Annotated in this window: 13 protein-coding genes and 1 pseudogene; 10 read left to right on the top strand and 4 right to left on the bottom strand. The window is 72.9% G+C overall.

All coding sequences use genetic code 11. The annotated features are described in order from the left end of the window. The first annotated feature begins 56 nt into the window (after positions 1 to 56). Complete coding sequence (locus ACWDN5_RS29130; RefSeq protein WP_310975919.1) at positions 57 to 791, top strand: ABC transporter ATP-binding protein; 735 nt, start codon at positions 57 to 59, stop codon at positions 789 to 791. Next, positions 785 to 3,325 (top strand): ABC transporter permease, encoded by a 2,541-nt coding sequence (locus ACWDN5_RS29125; protein ID WP_449678522.1) that lies wholly within the window; start codon positions 785 to 787, stop codon positions 3,323 to 3,325. The genes ACWDN5_RS29130 and ACWDN5_RS29125 overlap by 7 nt, the downstream gene beginning before the upstream one ends. Before the next feature lie 43 nt (positions 3,326 to 3,368). Here the strand turns inward: ACWDN5_RS29125 and ACWDN5_RS29120 are convergent, their stop codons facing one another. Further along, a complete protein-coding gene (locus ACWDN5_RS29120) occupies positions 3,369 to 3,695 on the bottom strand; it encodes a hypothetical protein (RefSeq protein WP_310975921.1) in 327 nt (108 codons plus the stop codon). A 206-nt stretch (positions 3,696 to 3,901) separates the two neighbouring features. Between ACWDN5_RS29120 and ACWDN5_RS29115 the strand changes: the two genes are divergently transcribed. The 7 genes and pseudogenes from ACWDN5_RS29115 to ACWDN5_RS29085 all read left to right on the top strand — a co-directional run bounded on the left by ACWDN5_RS29115 (position 3,902) and on the right by ACWDN5_RS29085 (position 11,581). Continuing rightward, complete coding sequence (locus ACWDN5_RS29115; RefSeq protein WP_310975922.1) at positions 3,902 to 4,567, top strand: glycoside hydrolase family 11 protein; 666 nt, start codon at positions 3,902 to 3,904, stop codon at positions 4,565 to 4,567. Positions 4,568 to 4,569: 2 nt separating this feature from the next. Next, positions 4,570 to 5,235 carry a polysaccharide deacetylase family protein gene (locus tag ACWDN5_RS29110; RefSeq protein ID WP_449678521.1) on the top strand — a complete coding sequence of 222 codons (666 nt, stop codon included), beginning with the start codon at positions 4,570 to 4,572 and terminating at the stop codon, positions 5,233 to 5,235. A gap of 132 nt (positions 5,236 to 5,367) precedes the next feature. Next, entirely contained in the window at positions 5,368 to 6,021 is a 654-nt protein-coding gene (locus ACWDN5_RS29105; protein WP_449678520.1) for a response regulator, read from the top strand. Between the two features lie 40 nt (positions 6,022 to 6,061). Continuing rightward, a pseudogene (locus ACWDN5_RS29100) lies at positions 6,062 to 6,184 on the top strand (IS5/IS1182 family transposase); the annotation flags it as partial. Positions 6,185 to 6,556: 372 nt separating this feature from the next. Beyond that, the gene (locus tag ACWDN5_RS29095; RefSeq protein ID WP_449678530.1) at positions 6,557 to 7,453 is read left to right on the top strand and encodes an ABC transporter ATP-binding protein; all 897 of its coding nucleotides are present in this window, start codon (positions 6,557 to 6,559) and stop codon (positions 7,451 to 7,453) included. Beyond that, positions 7,450 to 8,832, top strand: a complete 1,383-nt coding sequence (locus ACWDN5_RS29090; protein ID WP_449678519.1) for an ABC transporter permease — start codon at positions 7,450 to 7,452, stop codon at positions 8,830 to 8,832. Before ACWDN5_RS29095 ends, ACWDN5_RS29090 begins: the two co-directional genes overlap by 4 nt. A 4-nt stretch (positions 8,833 to 8,836) precedes the next feature. Then, on the top strand, positions 8,837 to 11,581 hold the full coding sequence (locus ACWDN5_RS29085; protein ID WP_449678518.1) for an alkaline phosphatase family protein: 2,745 nt from the start codon (positions 8,837 to 8,839) through the stop codon (positions 11,579 to 11,581). 716 nt (positions 11,582 to 12,297) lie between these two features. On the opposite strand, the gene ACWDN5_RS29080 is transcribed toward ACWDN5_RS29085, so the two are convergent. Both ACWDN5_RS29080 and ACWDN5_RS29075 read right to left on the bottom strand, forming a co-directional pair. After that, entirely contained in the window at positions 12,298 to 12,903 is a 606-nt protein-coding gene (locus ACWDN5_RS29080) for a GNAT family N-acetyltransferase (RefSeq protein ID WP_310975931.1), read from the bottom strand. A 22-nt stretch (positions 12,904 to 12,925) separates the two neighbouring features. Beyond that, positions 12,926 to 13,246: a hypothetical protein gene (locus ACWDN5_RS29075; protein WP_449678517.1), complete on the bottom strand. Its 321-nt coding sequence runs from the start codon at positions 13,244 to 13,246 to the stop codon at positions 12,926 to 12,928. 212 nt (positions 13,247 to 13,458) lie between these two features. On the opposite strand from ACWDN5_RS29075, the gene ACWDN5_RS29070 reads away from it, so the two are divergent. Continuing rightward, complete coding sequence (locus ACWDN5_RS29070) at positions 13,459 to 13,950, top strand: carboxymuconolactone decarboxylase family protein (protein ID WP_310975933.1); 492 nt, start codon at positions 13,459 to 13,461, stop codon at positions 13,948 to 13,950. Here ACWDN5_RS29070 and ACWDN5_RS29065 read toward each other — a convergent pair. Then, positions 13,908 to 15,239: an MDR family MFS transporter gene (locus tag ACWDN5_RS29065; RefSeq protein ID WP_449678516.1), complete on the bottom strand. Its 1,332-nt coding sequence runs from the start codon at positions 15,237 to 15,239 to the stop codon at positions 13,908 to 13,910. The two genes, ACWDN5_RS29070 and ACWDN5_RS29065, sit on opposite strands and share 43 nt — an antisense overlap. Between the last annotated feature and the right edge of the window lie 21 nt (positions 15,240 to 15,260).

Below are 15,260 nucleotides of genomic sequence, written 5' to 3'. Positions count from 1 at the left end.
CGATCCGCCGTCCGCGCCGCCCTAGTTTTCCTTGGGAGAGAACGAAGGGGATCGCAATGACGACAGCGAATGCGCTGGAACTGACCGGGGTGCGGAAGGTGTACGGCTCCGGTGACGGCGCCGTCACCGCGCTCGACGGCGTGTCGGCGGAAGTGGCCCGGGGGACGTTCACCGCCGTGATGGGCCCGTCCGGCTCGGGCAAGAGCACCTTCCTGCACTGCGCGGCCGGCCTCGACCGGCCGACGTCGGGGCGCGTGCTGCTCGGCGGCACCGAAATCGGCCGGCTCAAGGAACGCCAGCTGACCGAGCTGCGGCGCACCCGGATCGGGTTCGTCTTCCAGGCCTACAACCTGCTGCCGTCGCTGAACGTGCTGCAGAACATCACCCTGCCGCTGCGGCTGGCCGGCACCAAACCGGACCCGCAGTGGCTGCGGCAGGTCGTCGACGGCGTCGGGATCGCGAACCGGCTGGAGCACCGCCCGGCCGAGCTGTCCGGCGGGCAGCAGCAGCGCGTCGCGATCGCGCGGGCCCTGGTCACCCGGCCCGAGGTCGTGCTGGCCGACGAGCCGACCGGCGCCCTCGACACCCGCACCGGGCGGCAGGTCCTGGACCTGCTCCGCGCGATCGTCGAGCAGATGGGCCAGACCGTGCTGATGGTCACCCACGACCCGGTCGCGGCCTCCGCCGCGCACGGCGTGCTCTTCCTGGCCGACGGCAAGCTGGCCGGCCACCTCCCGCACCCCACCCCCGAGCGGGTCGCGGAGCGGATGACGCACCTCGGGGAGTGGTGAGCGTGCTGGACCTCGCCTGGCAGACGATCCGGAGCCGCCTCGGCGGGTTCGCCGGCGCCTTCATCGCCATCCTCTGCGGCACCGCCCTGGTCGCCGCCTGCGGCATCCTCATGGAATCCGGCCTGCGCGCCGGCGTCCCCACCCAGCGCTACGCCGCCGCGGCCGTCGTCGTCGGCGGAGCCCAGTCCGTGCGCCCGCCCGGCGCCGACGTCCTGTCCTCCGAGCAGGTCGGCGAGCAGCCGCCGGTCCCGGCGGCACTGGCCGGGCGGATCGCCGCGGTCCCCGGCGTGCGCGCGGCCGTGGCCGAGCAGAGCTTCCCGGCCCAGGTCGTCACCCGCGACGGCCGGGTGCTCGCCGACCGCGAGTCACTGGGCCACAACTGGGACGCGGCCGTGCTGGCACCGTTCACCCTGCGCGGCGGAACCGCGCCCGCCACCGCGGACGAGGTCGTGCTGGACGCCGACCTCGCCCGCCGGGCCGACGTCGGCGTCGGCGGCCAGGTGCGGATCACCACCCGGTCCGGGCCGGCGCCGTTCAAGGTGAGCGGCGTCGTCGACGGCACCGCGCGCCAAGCCGCCCTGTTCTTCACCCCCGGCCGGGCCGCCGAGCTGGCCGGCCGCCCCGGCCAGGTGCACGCGATCGGCGTCCTCGCCGACCCCGGCGTGGCGCCGGAGACGCTCGCCGACCGGGTGCGGGCGGTCACCGGCGGCGCCGAGGTGACCACCGGCGTCGAGCGCAGCAGCATCGAGTTCCTCGACGTCAGCCAGACCCGGGTGCTGCTGCTGGCCATCGCCGGCTCGTTCGGCGGGTTCGCGCTGCTGGTCGCGGTGTTCGTGGTGGCGAGCACCCTCGCCCTGACCATCAACCAGCGCCGCCGGGAGTTCGCCCTGCTGCGTGCGGTCGCGGCCACCCCGCGGCAGATCCGCAAGCTCATCGGCACCGAGACGACGCTGATCGCGCTCGTCGCCGGCGTGCTGGGCAGCCTGCTGGGCCTGGCGGTCGCCGGTGGCCTGCGGGACGCGTTCGCCGCGATCGGCGTGATCCCGGCCGACTTCGGGCTGGCGATCAGCCCGCTCCCGCCGGCGGCGGCGGTCCTGCTCGGCCTGGGCGCGGCCCGGCTGGCGGCCTGGGCGGCCTCGCGGCGGCCGTCGTCGATCCGGCCCGTCGAAGCGCTCGGCGAGGCCGCGGTGGAACGCCGTGAGCTGGGCCGCGGCCGGCTGCTCACCGGCTGGGCCCTGGTGCTGGCCGGCGTCGGCGGCGCGCTCGTCCCGCTGTTCCTGCGCGGCGACATCGCCGCCGCGATCTCGACGATGTCCACCCTCGTCGTCGTCATCGGGCTGGCCGTGGTCGGCCCGCAGGTGACCGGGCTGGTCACCCGGTTCCTGGCCCCGGTGCTCGCGCGGGTCTGGCGGATCAGCGGGTACCTCGCCGGGGCGAACGCCCACGCCAACGCCCGGCGCGTCGCCGCGGCGGTGACCCCGCTGATGCTGGCCGTGGCGTTCGCGCTCGCCACCTTCTACGGGCCGACCGCGACCGCGGCGGCGGCCCAGCAGGAGTCGGCGCGGTCGACGACCGCCGACTACGTGCTCACCGCACCGGGTGGGCTCTCGCCCGAGGTGGCCGCGGCGGCCGGCCGGGTACCCGGGGTCGCGGCGGCGACGCCGGTGGTCCGCACGTCGGTGATCACCGCGACGCCGGTCGGCGACGGCGTGGAGGTCCAGCGGACCCCCGCGCAGGGCCTGGCGGGCGACCGGGCCGGGGCCGCGCTCGAGCTGGGCGTCGACGCCGGCCGGCTCGCCGACCTGACCGGGGACACCGTGGCGCTGAGCCGGGCGGAAGCGGACTGGCTGGAGAAGAAGCTCGGCGACGAGGTCGAGTTCTACTTCGGTGACGGCGTCCCGGCGAAGCTGCGGCTGGTCGCCACCTACACGCACGACCTGGCGTTCGGCGACTTCGTGCTGCCGGTCGCGCTGGCCCGCGAGCACATCGGCGGCCGGCTGGACGATTCGGTGCTGATCCGGCGGCAGCCCGGCGCCGACGCGGGCGCGGTCGCCTCGGCGCTGAGTGCGTTGCCCTACCCGGGACTGGTGGTGGCCCCGGCGTCCGTCATCACCGCGCCGGAAGGCGGCGAGCGGCAGGCGCAGTTCTACCTGAACCTGGTCGCGGCCGGCGTCATCGTCGGGTACCTCGCGATTTCGGTGGCCAACACGCTGGTCTTGACGACCGCGCAGCGCGGCCGCGAGTTCGCGTTGCTGCGGCTGGTCGGCACGACCCGCCGCCAGGTGACCCGGATGATGCGGCTCGAAGCACTGGCCACGGTCGGGATCGCGATCGTGCTGGGCACGCTGGTGGCCCTGGTCCCCTTGGCGCTGCTCAACTTCGGGCTGCGGGGCAACCCGGTCCCGGCCGGTCCGCTCACCGTCTACTTCGGAATCGTCGCCGGTGCGGCCGCGCTCGGGATGGTGGCGATCGGGGTGGCGACGTCGGTGGCGCTGCGGGCCCGGCCGATCGACGCGATCGGCGTCCGCGAGTAAGGGGGAGCGGGGTGAGCCGGAGCCGGCTCACCCCGCCCGGGTGTCAGCAGGCCGTGTGGGTGTCCACGCCCTCGAAGGAAGTCACCAGGTACTGGGTCGTCTGCCCGAGCAGCACCGAGGTGCCCGCGGCCACGCACTTCTCGCCCTGCTTGGCGCGGACGCCGCCGCCGTAGGCCAGCCCCCACACCTCGATCTTCGTGGCGGCGGAACCGCAGTTGCCCCAGTGGTAATCCCGCGCGGACGGGCCGGACGCGCCCGGTGTCCAGTAGTTGCCGCAGGTGACCGACTCCGTCGCGGACGCCGGGCCCGCCGTGACCGGCAGTGCCGTCGCGACGATTCCGAGCGCGGCCGCGGCCGCAATTCGTTTCATGTGAACCCCCCGTGGTGAATGAGAACGGTGCGGGGCCAACGCTAGCGCTTTCCGGAAGCGGGAAACCCCCTGTAATTCCTAGGGGTTGACGCGAGGTGCGCCCCGCGCGATCATCGAAACTTTCCGAAAGTTATTGCCCGACCAGCGGGACCGCTCGCATGCTTTTCCCATCCTGGCTCGCCTGCCAGCCTCGACGAGGAGGAAGCATGCTCACCAAGAAACGCGGCCGCAGCAGGGTGTTCGCCGGCGGCGCCGTCCTTGCGCTGATCGCCGCATTCCTGCCCGGAACCGCCTGGGCCGACACGGTCATCACGTCCAACCGGACGGGCACCGACAACGGGTACTACTACTCGTTCTGGACCGCCGGCGGCGGCTCGGTCTCCATGACGCTCTCCTCCGGTGGCAACTACCGGACCAACTGGAGCAACGTCAACAACTTCGTCGCCGGCAAGGGGTGGAGCAACGGCAGCCGCCGGACGGTGAACTACTCCGGCAGCTTCAACCCCTCCGGCAACAGCTACCTGGCCCTCTACGGCTGGACGTCCAACCCGCTCGTCGAGTACTACATCGTCGACAACTGGGGCAGCTGGCGGCCGACCGGGACGTACAAGGGCACCGTCACCAGCGACGGCGGCACGTACGACATCTACCAGACGACCCGCTACAACGCGCCGTCCGTCGAAGGCAACAAGACGTTCAACCAGTACTGGAGCGTGCGCCAGCAGCGGCGGACCGGCGGCAGCATCACCACCGGCAACCACTTCGACGCGTGGGGCCGGGCCGGCATGCGGCTGGGCAGCTTCAACTACTACATGATCCTGGCGACGGAGGGCTACCAGAGCAGCGGCAACTCGAACATCACGGTGGGCTGACCATGCGCCGGTCGATCACCATTCTGGCCACGGCGGCCCTCGCCGTGGCGGGCACCATCGCCGTCACGCCGGCGGCCCAGGCGGCCGCGTGCACCGGGTACGTGGGCCTGACGTTCGACGACGGGCCGTCGAACGCCCACACCCCGGCCATCCTGAACGCGTTGCGCCAGAACGGGTTGCGGGCGACGATGTTCAACGAGGGCCAGTACGCGGCCGCCTACCCGGCGCAGGTCCGCGCCCAGACGAGCGCGGGCATGTGGGTGGGCAACCACAGTTACACGCACCCGCACCTGACCCAGCAGAGCCAGGCGCAGGTGGATTCCGAGATTTCCCGGACCCAGCAGGCGATTTCGGCCGGGGGCGGCGGCACGCCCCGGCTGTTCCGCCCGCCGTACGGGGAAACGAACGCGACGGTCCAGTCGGTGGCGGCCAAGTACGGGCTCCGCCAGGTCATCTGGGACGTCGACTCGGGCGACTGGAACAACGCGAGCGTCAGCGCGATCGTCGCGGCCAACGCCCGGCTCACGAACGGCCAGGTCATCCTGATGCACGAATGGCCGGCCAACACCCTCTCCGCCATCCCGCAGATCGCCCGCACGCTGGCGAGCCGCGGGCTGTGCGCGGGGATGATCTCGCCGCAGACGGGGCGGGCGGTCGCCCCGGCCTGAGGCGTGCGGAGGGCGGCGCGGCGCTTGCACCCCGCCGCGCCGCCCTCCGAACCTCCACAGTGGATTCTCCGGCCGCCGTCCGGTGGTAGCCTGCCTCCCGGTGCCGGGAGGGGGATCATGGGGGAGCCGCGGGTGATCAGGGTGGTCGTGGTGGACGACCAGCAGGCCGTCCGCGAAGGCCTGGTCGCGCTCATGGGCCTGCTCGACGACGTCGAGGTGGCCGGTGCGGCGGCCGACGGCGCCGAAGCACTCGCCCTGCTGCGGCGGCTCGACCGGATCGACGCGGTGCTGATGGACCTCACGATGCCGGTCATGAGCGGCGTCGAAGCGACCGAGCGGATCGTCCGCGACCACCCCGAGGTCGCCGTCCTGGTCCTGACGACGTACGCGGACGACGGATCGATCGCCGGCGCCCTGGCGGCGGGCGCGCGCGGCTACCTGACGAAGGACGCGGGCCGCAACGAGATCGGGGCCGCGCTGCGGGCGGTGGTCGCCGGCCAGCTGACCTTCGGCGCCGGCGTGTCCGGCCGCGTGGCGTCCGCGTTGTCGGGCCGGGGAGCCGGGAAGGACCGCTTGCCGGACGGGCTGACCGCGCGCGAGGCCGAGGTCCTCGGCCTGATCGCGGCGGGCTTGAGCAACGGCCAGATCGCCGCCGAGCTCGTCATCGCCGAGGCGACGGTGAAGACGCACATCAACAACGCGTTCGCGAAGATCGGCGTGCGCAACCGGATCGAAGCCCTGCGGTACGCGGTGCAGCACGGTCTGGGCCGCGGGTTCCCGGCTTAGGGGGCAGTTCAGAACGAGCCGGCGTGTCGTCTTTTTCGTGCGGCCGGGTTTCAGAACACGCCGACTTCATCCCGGCCGTGGGTACGACCAAGACAACTACCGCCGACTGCTCCGGTCCCGCGGCGTCACCCCAGTCATCGCCCGCCGCAGCACCGAGCACGGCCCTCAGCGGCAACCCGGCTCACCGGCCCAGTTTCTTCAGGATGATCGCCACCACGCCCAGCAGCAGGACGAGCAGCAGAATTCCGCCGCCGATGACGGCGAAGCGGAGGAACAGGAACCCGAGCACTTCGTTCATGGCTTTCCTTTCCGGGTGTTTCCGACGGAAAGGAAGTTAGGGCGGCACCCGGGTGGAGCGGGACCATCCGGCGGTGGAGATCCGGGTGGATCCCCGCCAGGCAAGGCGTTGGTTAACTCGGACATTTCACCGGCCCGGTGACGGCCGGTCGGGCGGCGTTCCCGTGGCGTTCACTTCGGTAGCCCGCCCCCGTCATTTGCGGTGCCTAAGTTTCTCCGCGTGGACGCACCCTTGGCCGTGAAAGCCCGTGGGATCACCAAGTGCTTCGGTGACGTCGTCGCGCTCGACGGCATCGACTTCGACGTCGCGCCGGGGCGGATCCACGGCCTGGCCGGCCCGAACGGGGCCGGCAAGACGACGCTGCTCGGCCTGCTGCTGAGCCTGGCGGTCGCCGACGAAGGCCGGCTGGAGATCCTGGGGACGCCGGTCGGCCGGGCGCTCACCGCCCCCGCCGGTGTCGCGGGGTTCGTGGACGGGCCGGGCCTGTACCCGTCGCTCACCGCGCGGCAGAACCTGGCGGCGCTGGCCAAGCTGGGCGGCCACGCCGTCGGCGACGTCCTCGAGCAGGTCGGGCTGGCCGATGTCGCCGACGACCGGGTCCGCGGCTTCTCCCTCGGCATGCGCCAGCGGCTCGGCCTCGCGGCGGCGCTGCTCACCTCCCCGAAGCTGCTGGTGCTCGACGAGCCGGCCAACGGCCTGGACCCCGCGGGCAAGAAGCACGTCCACGGCGTCCTGGAGCGGCTGGCGGCGGCCGGGACGGCGGTGGTGCTGTCGAGCCACCGGATGGACGACCTCGAGGCGCTGTGCGCGGAGGTGACGATCCTCGCGACCGGCCGCGTGGTGTTCACCGGCCCGCTCGCCAAGCTCTCCGCGGAGAACGGCGAGCTGGCCTACCGGCTGCGGACCTCGGACCCGGCCGCCGCCCGCCGGGTGATCGATGAGACGCGCAGGATCCGGCTGGTCGAGGCGCCCCGGGACACCGACGGGGTGGTCGTGCGCGCACTCGTACCCGCGCTGGACGAACTCGTCCTGCGGCTGGGACGCGACGGAGTCGCGGTGCGCGAGCTCGCGCCGGTGGTTTCGCCGCTGGAAGCAGCGTTCCTCGCACTGACCGAGGAAGGGAGCGGCCGATGACCGCAGCCGCCCGCCGTCCCGAACTCACCCGGCCGGAGGCCACCCCGATGCCCGTCGCCACCCCAGCCCGGCCCGTCCCTCTCGCCCGCGTCTACCGCTTCGAGCTCGTCAAGCTCTTCACCACCTGGCGCATCCGCCTGCTCGTCCTCGCCTGCTGGCTGGCCCCCGCGGTCTTCGTCGCCGCCGTCAGCGAACAGAGCTCCCTGCCCGTCGACACCCTCTTCGGCCGCTGGATGAACGCCACCGGGTGGGCCGGGCCGCTCGTCATGCTCGGCTTCGCCGGCACCTACGCCCTTCCGCTGCTCACCTCCGTCGTCGCCGGGGACGTCTTCGCCGCCGAAGACCGCCTCGGCACCTGGCGGCACCTGCTCGTCGCCGTGCGGTCCGCGCGGCGGCTGTTCGCCGCGAAAGCGCTGGCGAGCCTCACCGTCCTGCTCGTGCTCGTGGCGGGAATGGCCGTCTCCAGCACCGCCGGCGGCCTGCTCACCGCCGGGAACCGGGCCCTCGTCGGCTTCGACGGGCACCTGCTCACCCCCGGTGCCGCCGCCGCGAACGTCCTCCTCGCCTGGGTGAGCGTGCTCGCCCCGACCCTGGCGCTCGCCGGGATCGGGCTGCTCGGGTCCGTCCTCTGGGGACGGTCGCCGATGGGCCTGCTCCTGCCCGCCGTCGTCGCCCTCGCCATGGCGCTCGCCCAGCTGCTGCCGCTGCCCGTCGCCGTCCGGCTCGCCCTGCCCAGCTACGCCTTCATCGCGTGGAACTGCCTCTTCACCGATCCCGCCCAGCTCGGGCCGCTGCTGGTCGCCGCCGGGGTCAGCCTGGCCTGGGCCGTGGCCGCGACGGCGCTCGCGTACCTGCTCTTCCTGCGCCGCGACTTCACGAACGCCGAGCACGGCGGCCGCCGGTCGCTCGCCGCCATCCCGCTGGTCGCGCTCTTCGGTGTCACCGCCGGGATCGTCGCGGCGGCGACACCCGCGCTGGGCTCCGGGATCACCCAGGACAAGGTGCAGCAGTCGGTCGCCACCGCGTTCGCGCACCTCTACCGCCTGCAGGCCGCCCAGCTGAACCGCCCCGACGTCACCGAAGCACAGCTGGCGGCCACGGCCGCGTGCACCAAGGGTGACGGCCTGGTCGACGCCGAAGGCCCCGGCAACGACTGGCGCTGCGTCGTCACCTGGCACCTGCCCGGCGTCGCCGCCACCGGGTCGGCGGTCTACCAGCTGGACGTCACCGCGGACGGCCGGTACGTCGCCGACGGCGACGGGCCGAAGGAGGTCAACGGCTACTTCCAGGTGCGGACCCCCGACGGGGACCAGCCCAACCCGCTCTGGCAGTTCGACGCCAACGTCGAGCTGCTCGCCTCGACCAACCCGAAGGGATGAACCCATGCAGGTAACACGCCGCAGGCGGCGGGCCGGGAAGGACGGCCGGGCCGCGCGCCGGTTCCGGTACGCGACGGCGGGGTCGGCCACGCTCGTGCTCGTCGCCACCGGCACCGGGGTCGGTGTCGCGTCGACGCAGCAGTTCGGCGACGACCAGGTCGGCCAGGTCACCGGGGACGGCCGGGTCGTCGCCGCCGACCAGTACCTCGACCCGATCGGCGACCGGCTCGTCGTGAACAACGGCAAGATCATGGCGTCCTCGGTGAGCCCCGACGGCAGCCACCTCGCCGCGCTGACCACCGACGGCGGGGTCGCGCTCACCGTCGTCGACCTGAAGAACTGGAAGGTGCAGCAGCTCGTCGGCAACTCCGCGACGGCGGACCTGCGCATCGCCGGCAACGACGTCGGCCAGGAGGGCCCGTCGCACTCACCGGACGGCAAGGCGCTGTGGCTGGCCCAGACCGACGGCTACACCAAGTTCACGGTGAACCCGGACGGCACGGTCGCCGCACCCACCTCGGTCAAGATCCCGGCGGACGGCGCGAAGCACGCACTGGTCGCCCAGGCCGTCTTCTCGGCCGACGGGTCCACTGTGTACTCCGCCGTCAACGGCCAGAACCGGGTCGTCGCCCTCGACGCGGCGACCGGCGCGATCAAGCAGAGCTGGGCCGTCGGCAACGCCCCGCGTGACCTCGTCCGCATCGGCACCAAGCTCTACGTCAGCAACGAAGGCGGGCGCCCGGCCCGGCCCGGCGAGCCGACGCTGAACTCCTACAACACCCAGGTGCCGGCCAGCCGGTTCACCGGCGCCACCACCAGCGGCACGGTCAGCGTCGTCGACCTGGCGAACCCGGCCGCCGCGCCGAAGAGCATCGACGTCGGCCTGCACCCGACCGCCGTGTACGCCAAGGACGGCGCGCTGTTCGTCACCAACACCGCCAGCGACACGGTGTCGGTCATCGACACCCGCCGCGACCAGGTCGTCCAGACCATCGCGACCCAGCCGTGGCCGGAGGCGACGGTCGGCTACGAACCGGACGGCGTCACCCTCACCGGTGACGGCCACCTGCTGGTGACGCTCGGCCGCGCCAACGCCGTCGCCGTCTACCGCTACCACCGGGCGCAGGAACCGGTGAGCTACGTCGGCCTGCTGCCGACCGACTACTTCCCGACGGCGATCGCCGCGTCCGGCCAGGACGTCCTGGTCTCCAACACCCGCGGCATCGACGCCCGCCGCCCCACCACCGCGGCCGGGCACGGCACCCACGACACGACGTCGAGCCTGCAGAAGTTCCGGCTGCCGTCCGACACCGCGATCCGCGGGTACACGGCCAAGGTGTTCCGGCAGAACGGCTGGACGCCCGGCTCGGTCCAGGTGGCCCACGACAACGGCCACCGCAAGCCGGTGCCGGTCCCGGCCCGGCTCGGCGACCCGTCGACGATCAAGCACGTCTTCCTGCTGGTCAAGGAGAACCGCACCTACGACCAGGTGTTCGGCGACGACCCGCGCGGCAACGGCGACCCGTCGGTGACCCAGTTCGGCGAGAACGTCACGCCGAACCAGCACGCCCTGGAGCGTCAGTTCGGCCTCTACGACAACACCTACGACATCGGCACGAACTCCGCCGAGGGCCACAACTGGCTGATGCAGGCCGACAACCCGGAGTACACCGAGTCGTCGGCGGGGGAGTACCTGCGCAGCTACGACACCGAGGACGACGCGCTCGGCCACCAGACCTCGGGGTTCCTCTGGACCGGCGCGCAGGCGGCCGGGAAGTCGGTGCGGGACTTCGGCGAGTTCCAGCAGTTCCTGACCAAGCCCGCCGGCGCGAGCTGGCAGAACCTCTACTGCGACGCCAAGAACATGGCCGCGACCGGGGAACCGACCGCGTACCCGCTGGTGTCGTCGTCGCCGATCCCGTCGCTCAACACCGTGTCGGTGCCGGGCTTCCCGAAGTTCGACACCGCGGTGCCGGACGTCTACCGCTACCAGATCTGGAAGAACGACTTCGAAAAGAACGGGCCGGCGAACCTGAACATGTTCTGGCTGTCCAGCGACCACACCGGCGGCCCGCCGAACGCCGCCGCCCAGGTCGCCGACAACGACCTCGCGGTCGGCCGGATCGTCGACGAGATCTCGCACAGCCCGTACTGGAAGGACTCGGCGATCTTCGTCGTCGAGGACGACTCGCAGGCCGGTCTGGACCACGTCGACGGCCACCGGGCGCCGGTGCAGATCATCAGCCCGTACGCCCAGCACGGCGTCGTCGACAGCCACTACTACTCGCAGATCACGATGATCCGCACGATCGAGCAGATCCTCGGGGTCAAGCCGATGAACCAGAAGGACAGCGCGGCGACGCCGATGAGCGCGGCCTTCACGCCGAAGCCGGACTTCACGCCGTTCACCGCGCTGCCCAACCGCACGTCGCTGACGGCGGGCCTGGCCACCCAGCCGTCCTGCGGCCCGGACACCCCGGCGGCGCCGAACCCGGCCGCGGCCCCCGTGCCGTCGTCGGCGGTGCCCGCCGACAAGGAGCAGGTCGCCGCGCAGTGGCAGGAGTGGACCACGCACCAGCGCCTGACCGGGCCGAACGCCGTCGCCGACTACGCCAACCCGGCGCAGATGAACCACTTCACCTGGTACCAGACGCACGGGTGGCAGCTGCCCTACCCGGGTGAGAAGCAGGTGTACGCCCCGGAGCAGGTGCCGGGAGCGTTCCTCCCGTCCCCGGAGTCGGACGGCTGACGGCCACCGGCGGCCGAGGCGCGCTTGGCCTTGCCTCCGGCCCCGCGCGGGGTGCCCGGACAACGTGCAGCTGCTGCGCCAGAGCTCGGCCCGGTGGGTACGAGCGGACACGGTCGGCGACATCGCGGTGGACGTGATCGACGGCCCCCAGCCGCCCCACCCGACGGCACCGACCAAGGTGGCGCGGGGGCGGTACTGGCTGGCTGGGGAGGGACTTTGCGCCGGGTGGGGAAGGTGCGGACCCAATCGTGGTGGGCTTCACGCCGGCGAGTCCGCCCCCGCCTGGCCCGGTGGCGGCATTCGCGCGGTGAGGTGGCGAGGCGCCGTTCGGGAGGTCCGGTTCCGGGGTATCCGGCGGCGGTTGTCGCGCCGCCGCCGGCCGAGGGAGGGCCCGGCCAGGCGCTCGGCGGCGCTCGCGCTGCGCGGGTTGAGTTGGGGTCCGGTGACGGCATTCGGACGTGAGCCGGCGGGAACCCTGCCCGGCGATCGCCGGTCGTGCGGCCGACGGGGGAGCCCTGCCCGGCGATCGCCGGTTGCTGCCCGCGCGGCGAACCAACAGCCGCCGCCTCATGAGGCCGGGCGGGGGCCCTGTCTGGTGGTTGCTGGTCGGGTGAGCGGGCGGGGCCCTGCTCGGCGATCACCGGTCGCGCGGCCAAGCCGAGCCGAGCCGGTGCCCGCGTGCCCGCGAATCCGCGTGCCCGGGTGTCCGCTGGACCTCAGCGGGCCGGGCGCAGGTGCTCGGCTCGCCAGTGGCGTCCGCGGCGGGGCGTCCGCCAGTGCCGTCCGCGCCACGGGCGGACCGGGCCGCGCGCTGCCAGGAATGCCGGCTGGTGCTCTGCGAAGCCCGCCGCCGTCAGCCCCATCAGGACCGGGTAGCGGACCTCGCCGCGGCGCAGCTCCGTGTCGCGGGGGCGGCCCTCCTCGCGGAAGCCCAGCTCTCCGTGCAGCGCCAGCGAGGCGAAGTTGCTGCCGTTGATGCTGACTTCGCACTTGCGGTATCGGCGCAGCTCGAACATGTACGCCAGCAGCACCGTGACCGCGTCGGCGGCGTAACCGCAGCGGCGGTACTGCGGTCCGATGCCGATTCCGTAGCTGAAGTGGCCGGTGGCCGGGTCGGCCTGGATCCAGATCGACCCGACCAGCGTCCGGTTGTGCAGGGTCTCGATCGCGAAGTGGAAGTCGTCGCCCGTCGAGTCGCGGTGGGTCGCCCAGTGGCGGTAACCGCCGACCTGGCGGTCGGAACCGCGGTCGAAGCCGATCAGGGTGCGGTGATCCGCCGGGCGGACCTCCCGCAACCGCACCTTCCACCCCGCCCAGCTCATCGGCAGTGATGGTACAGCCCGGTCACCAGGAGCACTGCGTGGTCATGTCGTCGAGCCGGACGAACCTGGACGAGCCGTTCGCCCCGATGATCGCCTTGACGAACACCGGGTTGACGCCGTTGAGGTTCCACCGGGCCGTGTTGACCGCCTGGTACGCGCCGCTGCCGTCAAGCCACGGGTACGTGCTGTGCAGGAGGTGCCCGCAGCCGTTGGTGGCGAACAGCCAGCCGCTGTTCCGGCCGGAGCGGGCGGTCCCGGCCCCGACGTCGAACCCGGCCGACGCGGACCCGCCGGTCGCCACCAGCCACGAGCCCTGCGGGTTGACCTCGAAGCCGTCCTGCACCTGTGACAGGGACGCGTGCGCCACCCCGGACGTGGCGGCCGGCAGCGCGGCGACATATCGGTTCCTTTCTCGATCCGTAGCCCTCCTCCGAGCACCCGGGACCGGCCGGTGATACGTCCGGGTCGCGCCACCGGATGGACCGGGGTGTCACAAGCTCCGCCTCGCCGGTGTCTTGAGGTCGTTCCGCCCGACGACACAGTGAGGACGAAGCCATGGACACCCGCCTCGACCTGTTTTCCACCGAGACCGGCACCCGGCTGGGCAAGCGGTTCGCGAGCCTCGGCCAGGTCATCGACCGCTCGCCGCTGCCGAAGGTCACCCAGGAACTGGTCAGCCTGCGGGCCAGCCAGATCAACGGCTGCGGCTGGTGCCTCGACATGCACGCCAAAGAGGCCGCCGCGGCCGGGGAGTCGGCGGTCCGGCTCGCGCTGGTCGCCGCCTGGCGGGAGTCGACGGTCTTCACCGAGGCCGAGCGGGCCGCGCTCGCGCTGGCCGAGGAGGGCACCCGGCTCGCCGACGCCGCCGAAGGCGTGTCCGACGCGACCTGGGCCCGGGTGCGCGAGCACTACGACGACGAGCAGGTCGCCGCCTTGATCGCGCTGGTCGCCCTGATCAACGCCGCCAACCGGCTGGCCGTGATCCTGCACCAGAAGGGCGGCTCCTACGAGCCCGGGCTCTTCGCCGCTTTCGCCGAAAAGGGCTGAATCAGCGCGGCGAGGACGGTGCCGAGCACGACCACCGGCGTGAGCGCGAGGAACGCGCCGCCGAGGTGCCCGGCCACGTTCTCGCCGAGCAGGCTGCCGAAGACGGCCACCCCGAACGCCGCCCCGATCGACCGGGCGAAGGTGACCACCGCGCTCGCCGCCCCGATGTCGGCGGCCGGCACCGCGTTCTGCGCCGCCGTCAGCGCCACCATCGGGACCATGCCGATCCCGACGCCGGTGATGGCGAAGTACGCGATCAGCGCCGGCTGCGTCGTCCCCGGCGCCAGGGTGCTCAGCAACAGCAGCCCGGTGACGTTCAGCGCCATGCCGGTCACCAGGACGCCCCGCACGCGACCCGGTTCGGCGACCCACCGCCCGGCCAGCGACTGGCTGACGACCAGCCCGAGCACCAGCGGCAGCAGGTGCACCCCGGACAGCGTCGCCGAGACGCCGTCGACGACCTGCAGGTACGTCGGCAGGTAGACCAGGACGCTGAACATCGCCACGTTGGCGATGAACCCGACGGCCGCGGCCACGACGACCGTGCGCGAGGGGAAGAACGGCAGCACCGGGGCCGCCGCGCGCCGCTCGACCGGGACCACCAGTCCGATGAGGACGATCGCCCCGCCCGCGAGGGCCAGCGTGCCCGGGGACGTCCAGCCCCACCGCGGGCCGAAGGAGGTGATCAGGACCAGCGCCGTGGCCGCCCCGGCCAGCAGCAGCGCCCCGGCGTAGTCGATGCGGACGGACGTCCGCCGGGCCGTCGTGGGCAGGGCCCGCGCCGCGAGCACCACGGCCACCAGTCCGACCGGGACGTTGATCAGGAACGCCCACCGCCACGACAGGTGGTCGGTGAACAGGCCGCCGAGCAGCGGTCCGGCGATGCTGGCGACGCCGTAGACCGAGCCGAACCGGCCTTGGTGGCGCCCGCGCTCGGCGGGCGCCGCGATGTCTCCGACCAGAGCGAACGTCAGGACGATCATGCCGCCGCCGGCCAGCCCCTGCAGGGCGCGGGCGGCGATCAGCTGGGGCAGGTCCTGCGCCAGCCCGCACAGCGCGGACGCGACCAGGAACGCCGTGGTGGCCACGAGGTAGAGGCGCTTGCGTCCCAGCAGGTCGCCGAGCTTGCCCCACAGCGGCGTCGCGGCGGTCGAGGCGAGCAGGTAGGACGCGGTGATCCAGGCGATGTCCCGGAACCCGCCGAGGTCGCGGGCGATCCGGGGCAGGGCGGTGGCGACGATGGTCTGGTCCAGCGCGGCCAGCAGGACGGCGAGGATCAGCGCCGTCATCGCCGGCCGCACCGCGGGTCT

This window comes from Amycolatopsis sp. NPDC003731 (assembly GCF_053586895.1).
Note: the sequence above shows the minus strand (reverse complement) of the source record. Positions and strands in the feature narration are given on the sequence as shown.

Excerpts from the sequence above, each read along its gene's own strand:
- ACWDN5_RS29070 (WP_310975933.1), top strand. The coding sequence starts at position 13,459 with ATGGACACCCGCCTCGACCTGTTTTCCACCGAGACCGGCACCCGGCTG.
- ACWDN5_RS29110 (WP_449678521.1), top strand. The coding sequence starts at position 4,570 with ATGCGCCGGTCGATCACCATTCTGGCCACGGCGGCCCTCGCCGTGGCG.
- ACWDN5_RS29130 (WP_310975919.1), top strand. The coding sequence starts at position 57 with ATGACGACAGCGAATGCGCTGGAACTGACCGGGGTGCGGAAGGTGTAC.
- ACWDN5_RS29090 (WP_449678519.1), top strand. The coding sequence starts at position 7,450 with ATGACCGCAGCCGCCCGCCGTCCCGAACTCACCCGGCCGGAGGCCACC.
- ACWDN5_RS29065 (WP_449678516.1), bottom strand. The coding sequence starts at position 15,239 with ATGACGGCGCTGATCCTCGCCGTCCTGCTGGCCGCGCTGGACCAGACC.
- ACWDN5_RS29120 (WP_310975921.1), bottom strand. The coding sequence starts at position 3,695 with ATGAAACGAATTGCGGCCGCGGCCGCGCTCGGAATCGTCGCGACGGCA.
- ACWDN5_RS29115 (WP_310975922.1), top strand. The coding sequence starts at position 3,902 with ATGCTCACCAAGAAACGCGGCCGCAGCAGGGTGTTCGCCGGCGGCGCC.
- ACWDN5_RS29085 (WP_449678518.1), top strand. The coding sequence starts at position 8,837 with ATGCAGGTAACACGCCGCAGGCGGCGGGCCGGGAAGGACGGCCGGGCC.
- ACWDN5_RS29080 (WP_310975931.1), bottom strand. The coding sequence starts at position 12,903 with ATGAGCTGGGCGGGGTGGAAGGTGCGGTTGCGGGAGGTCCGCCCGGCG.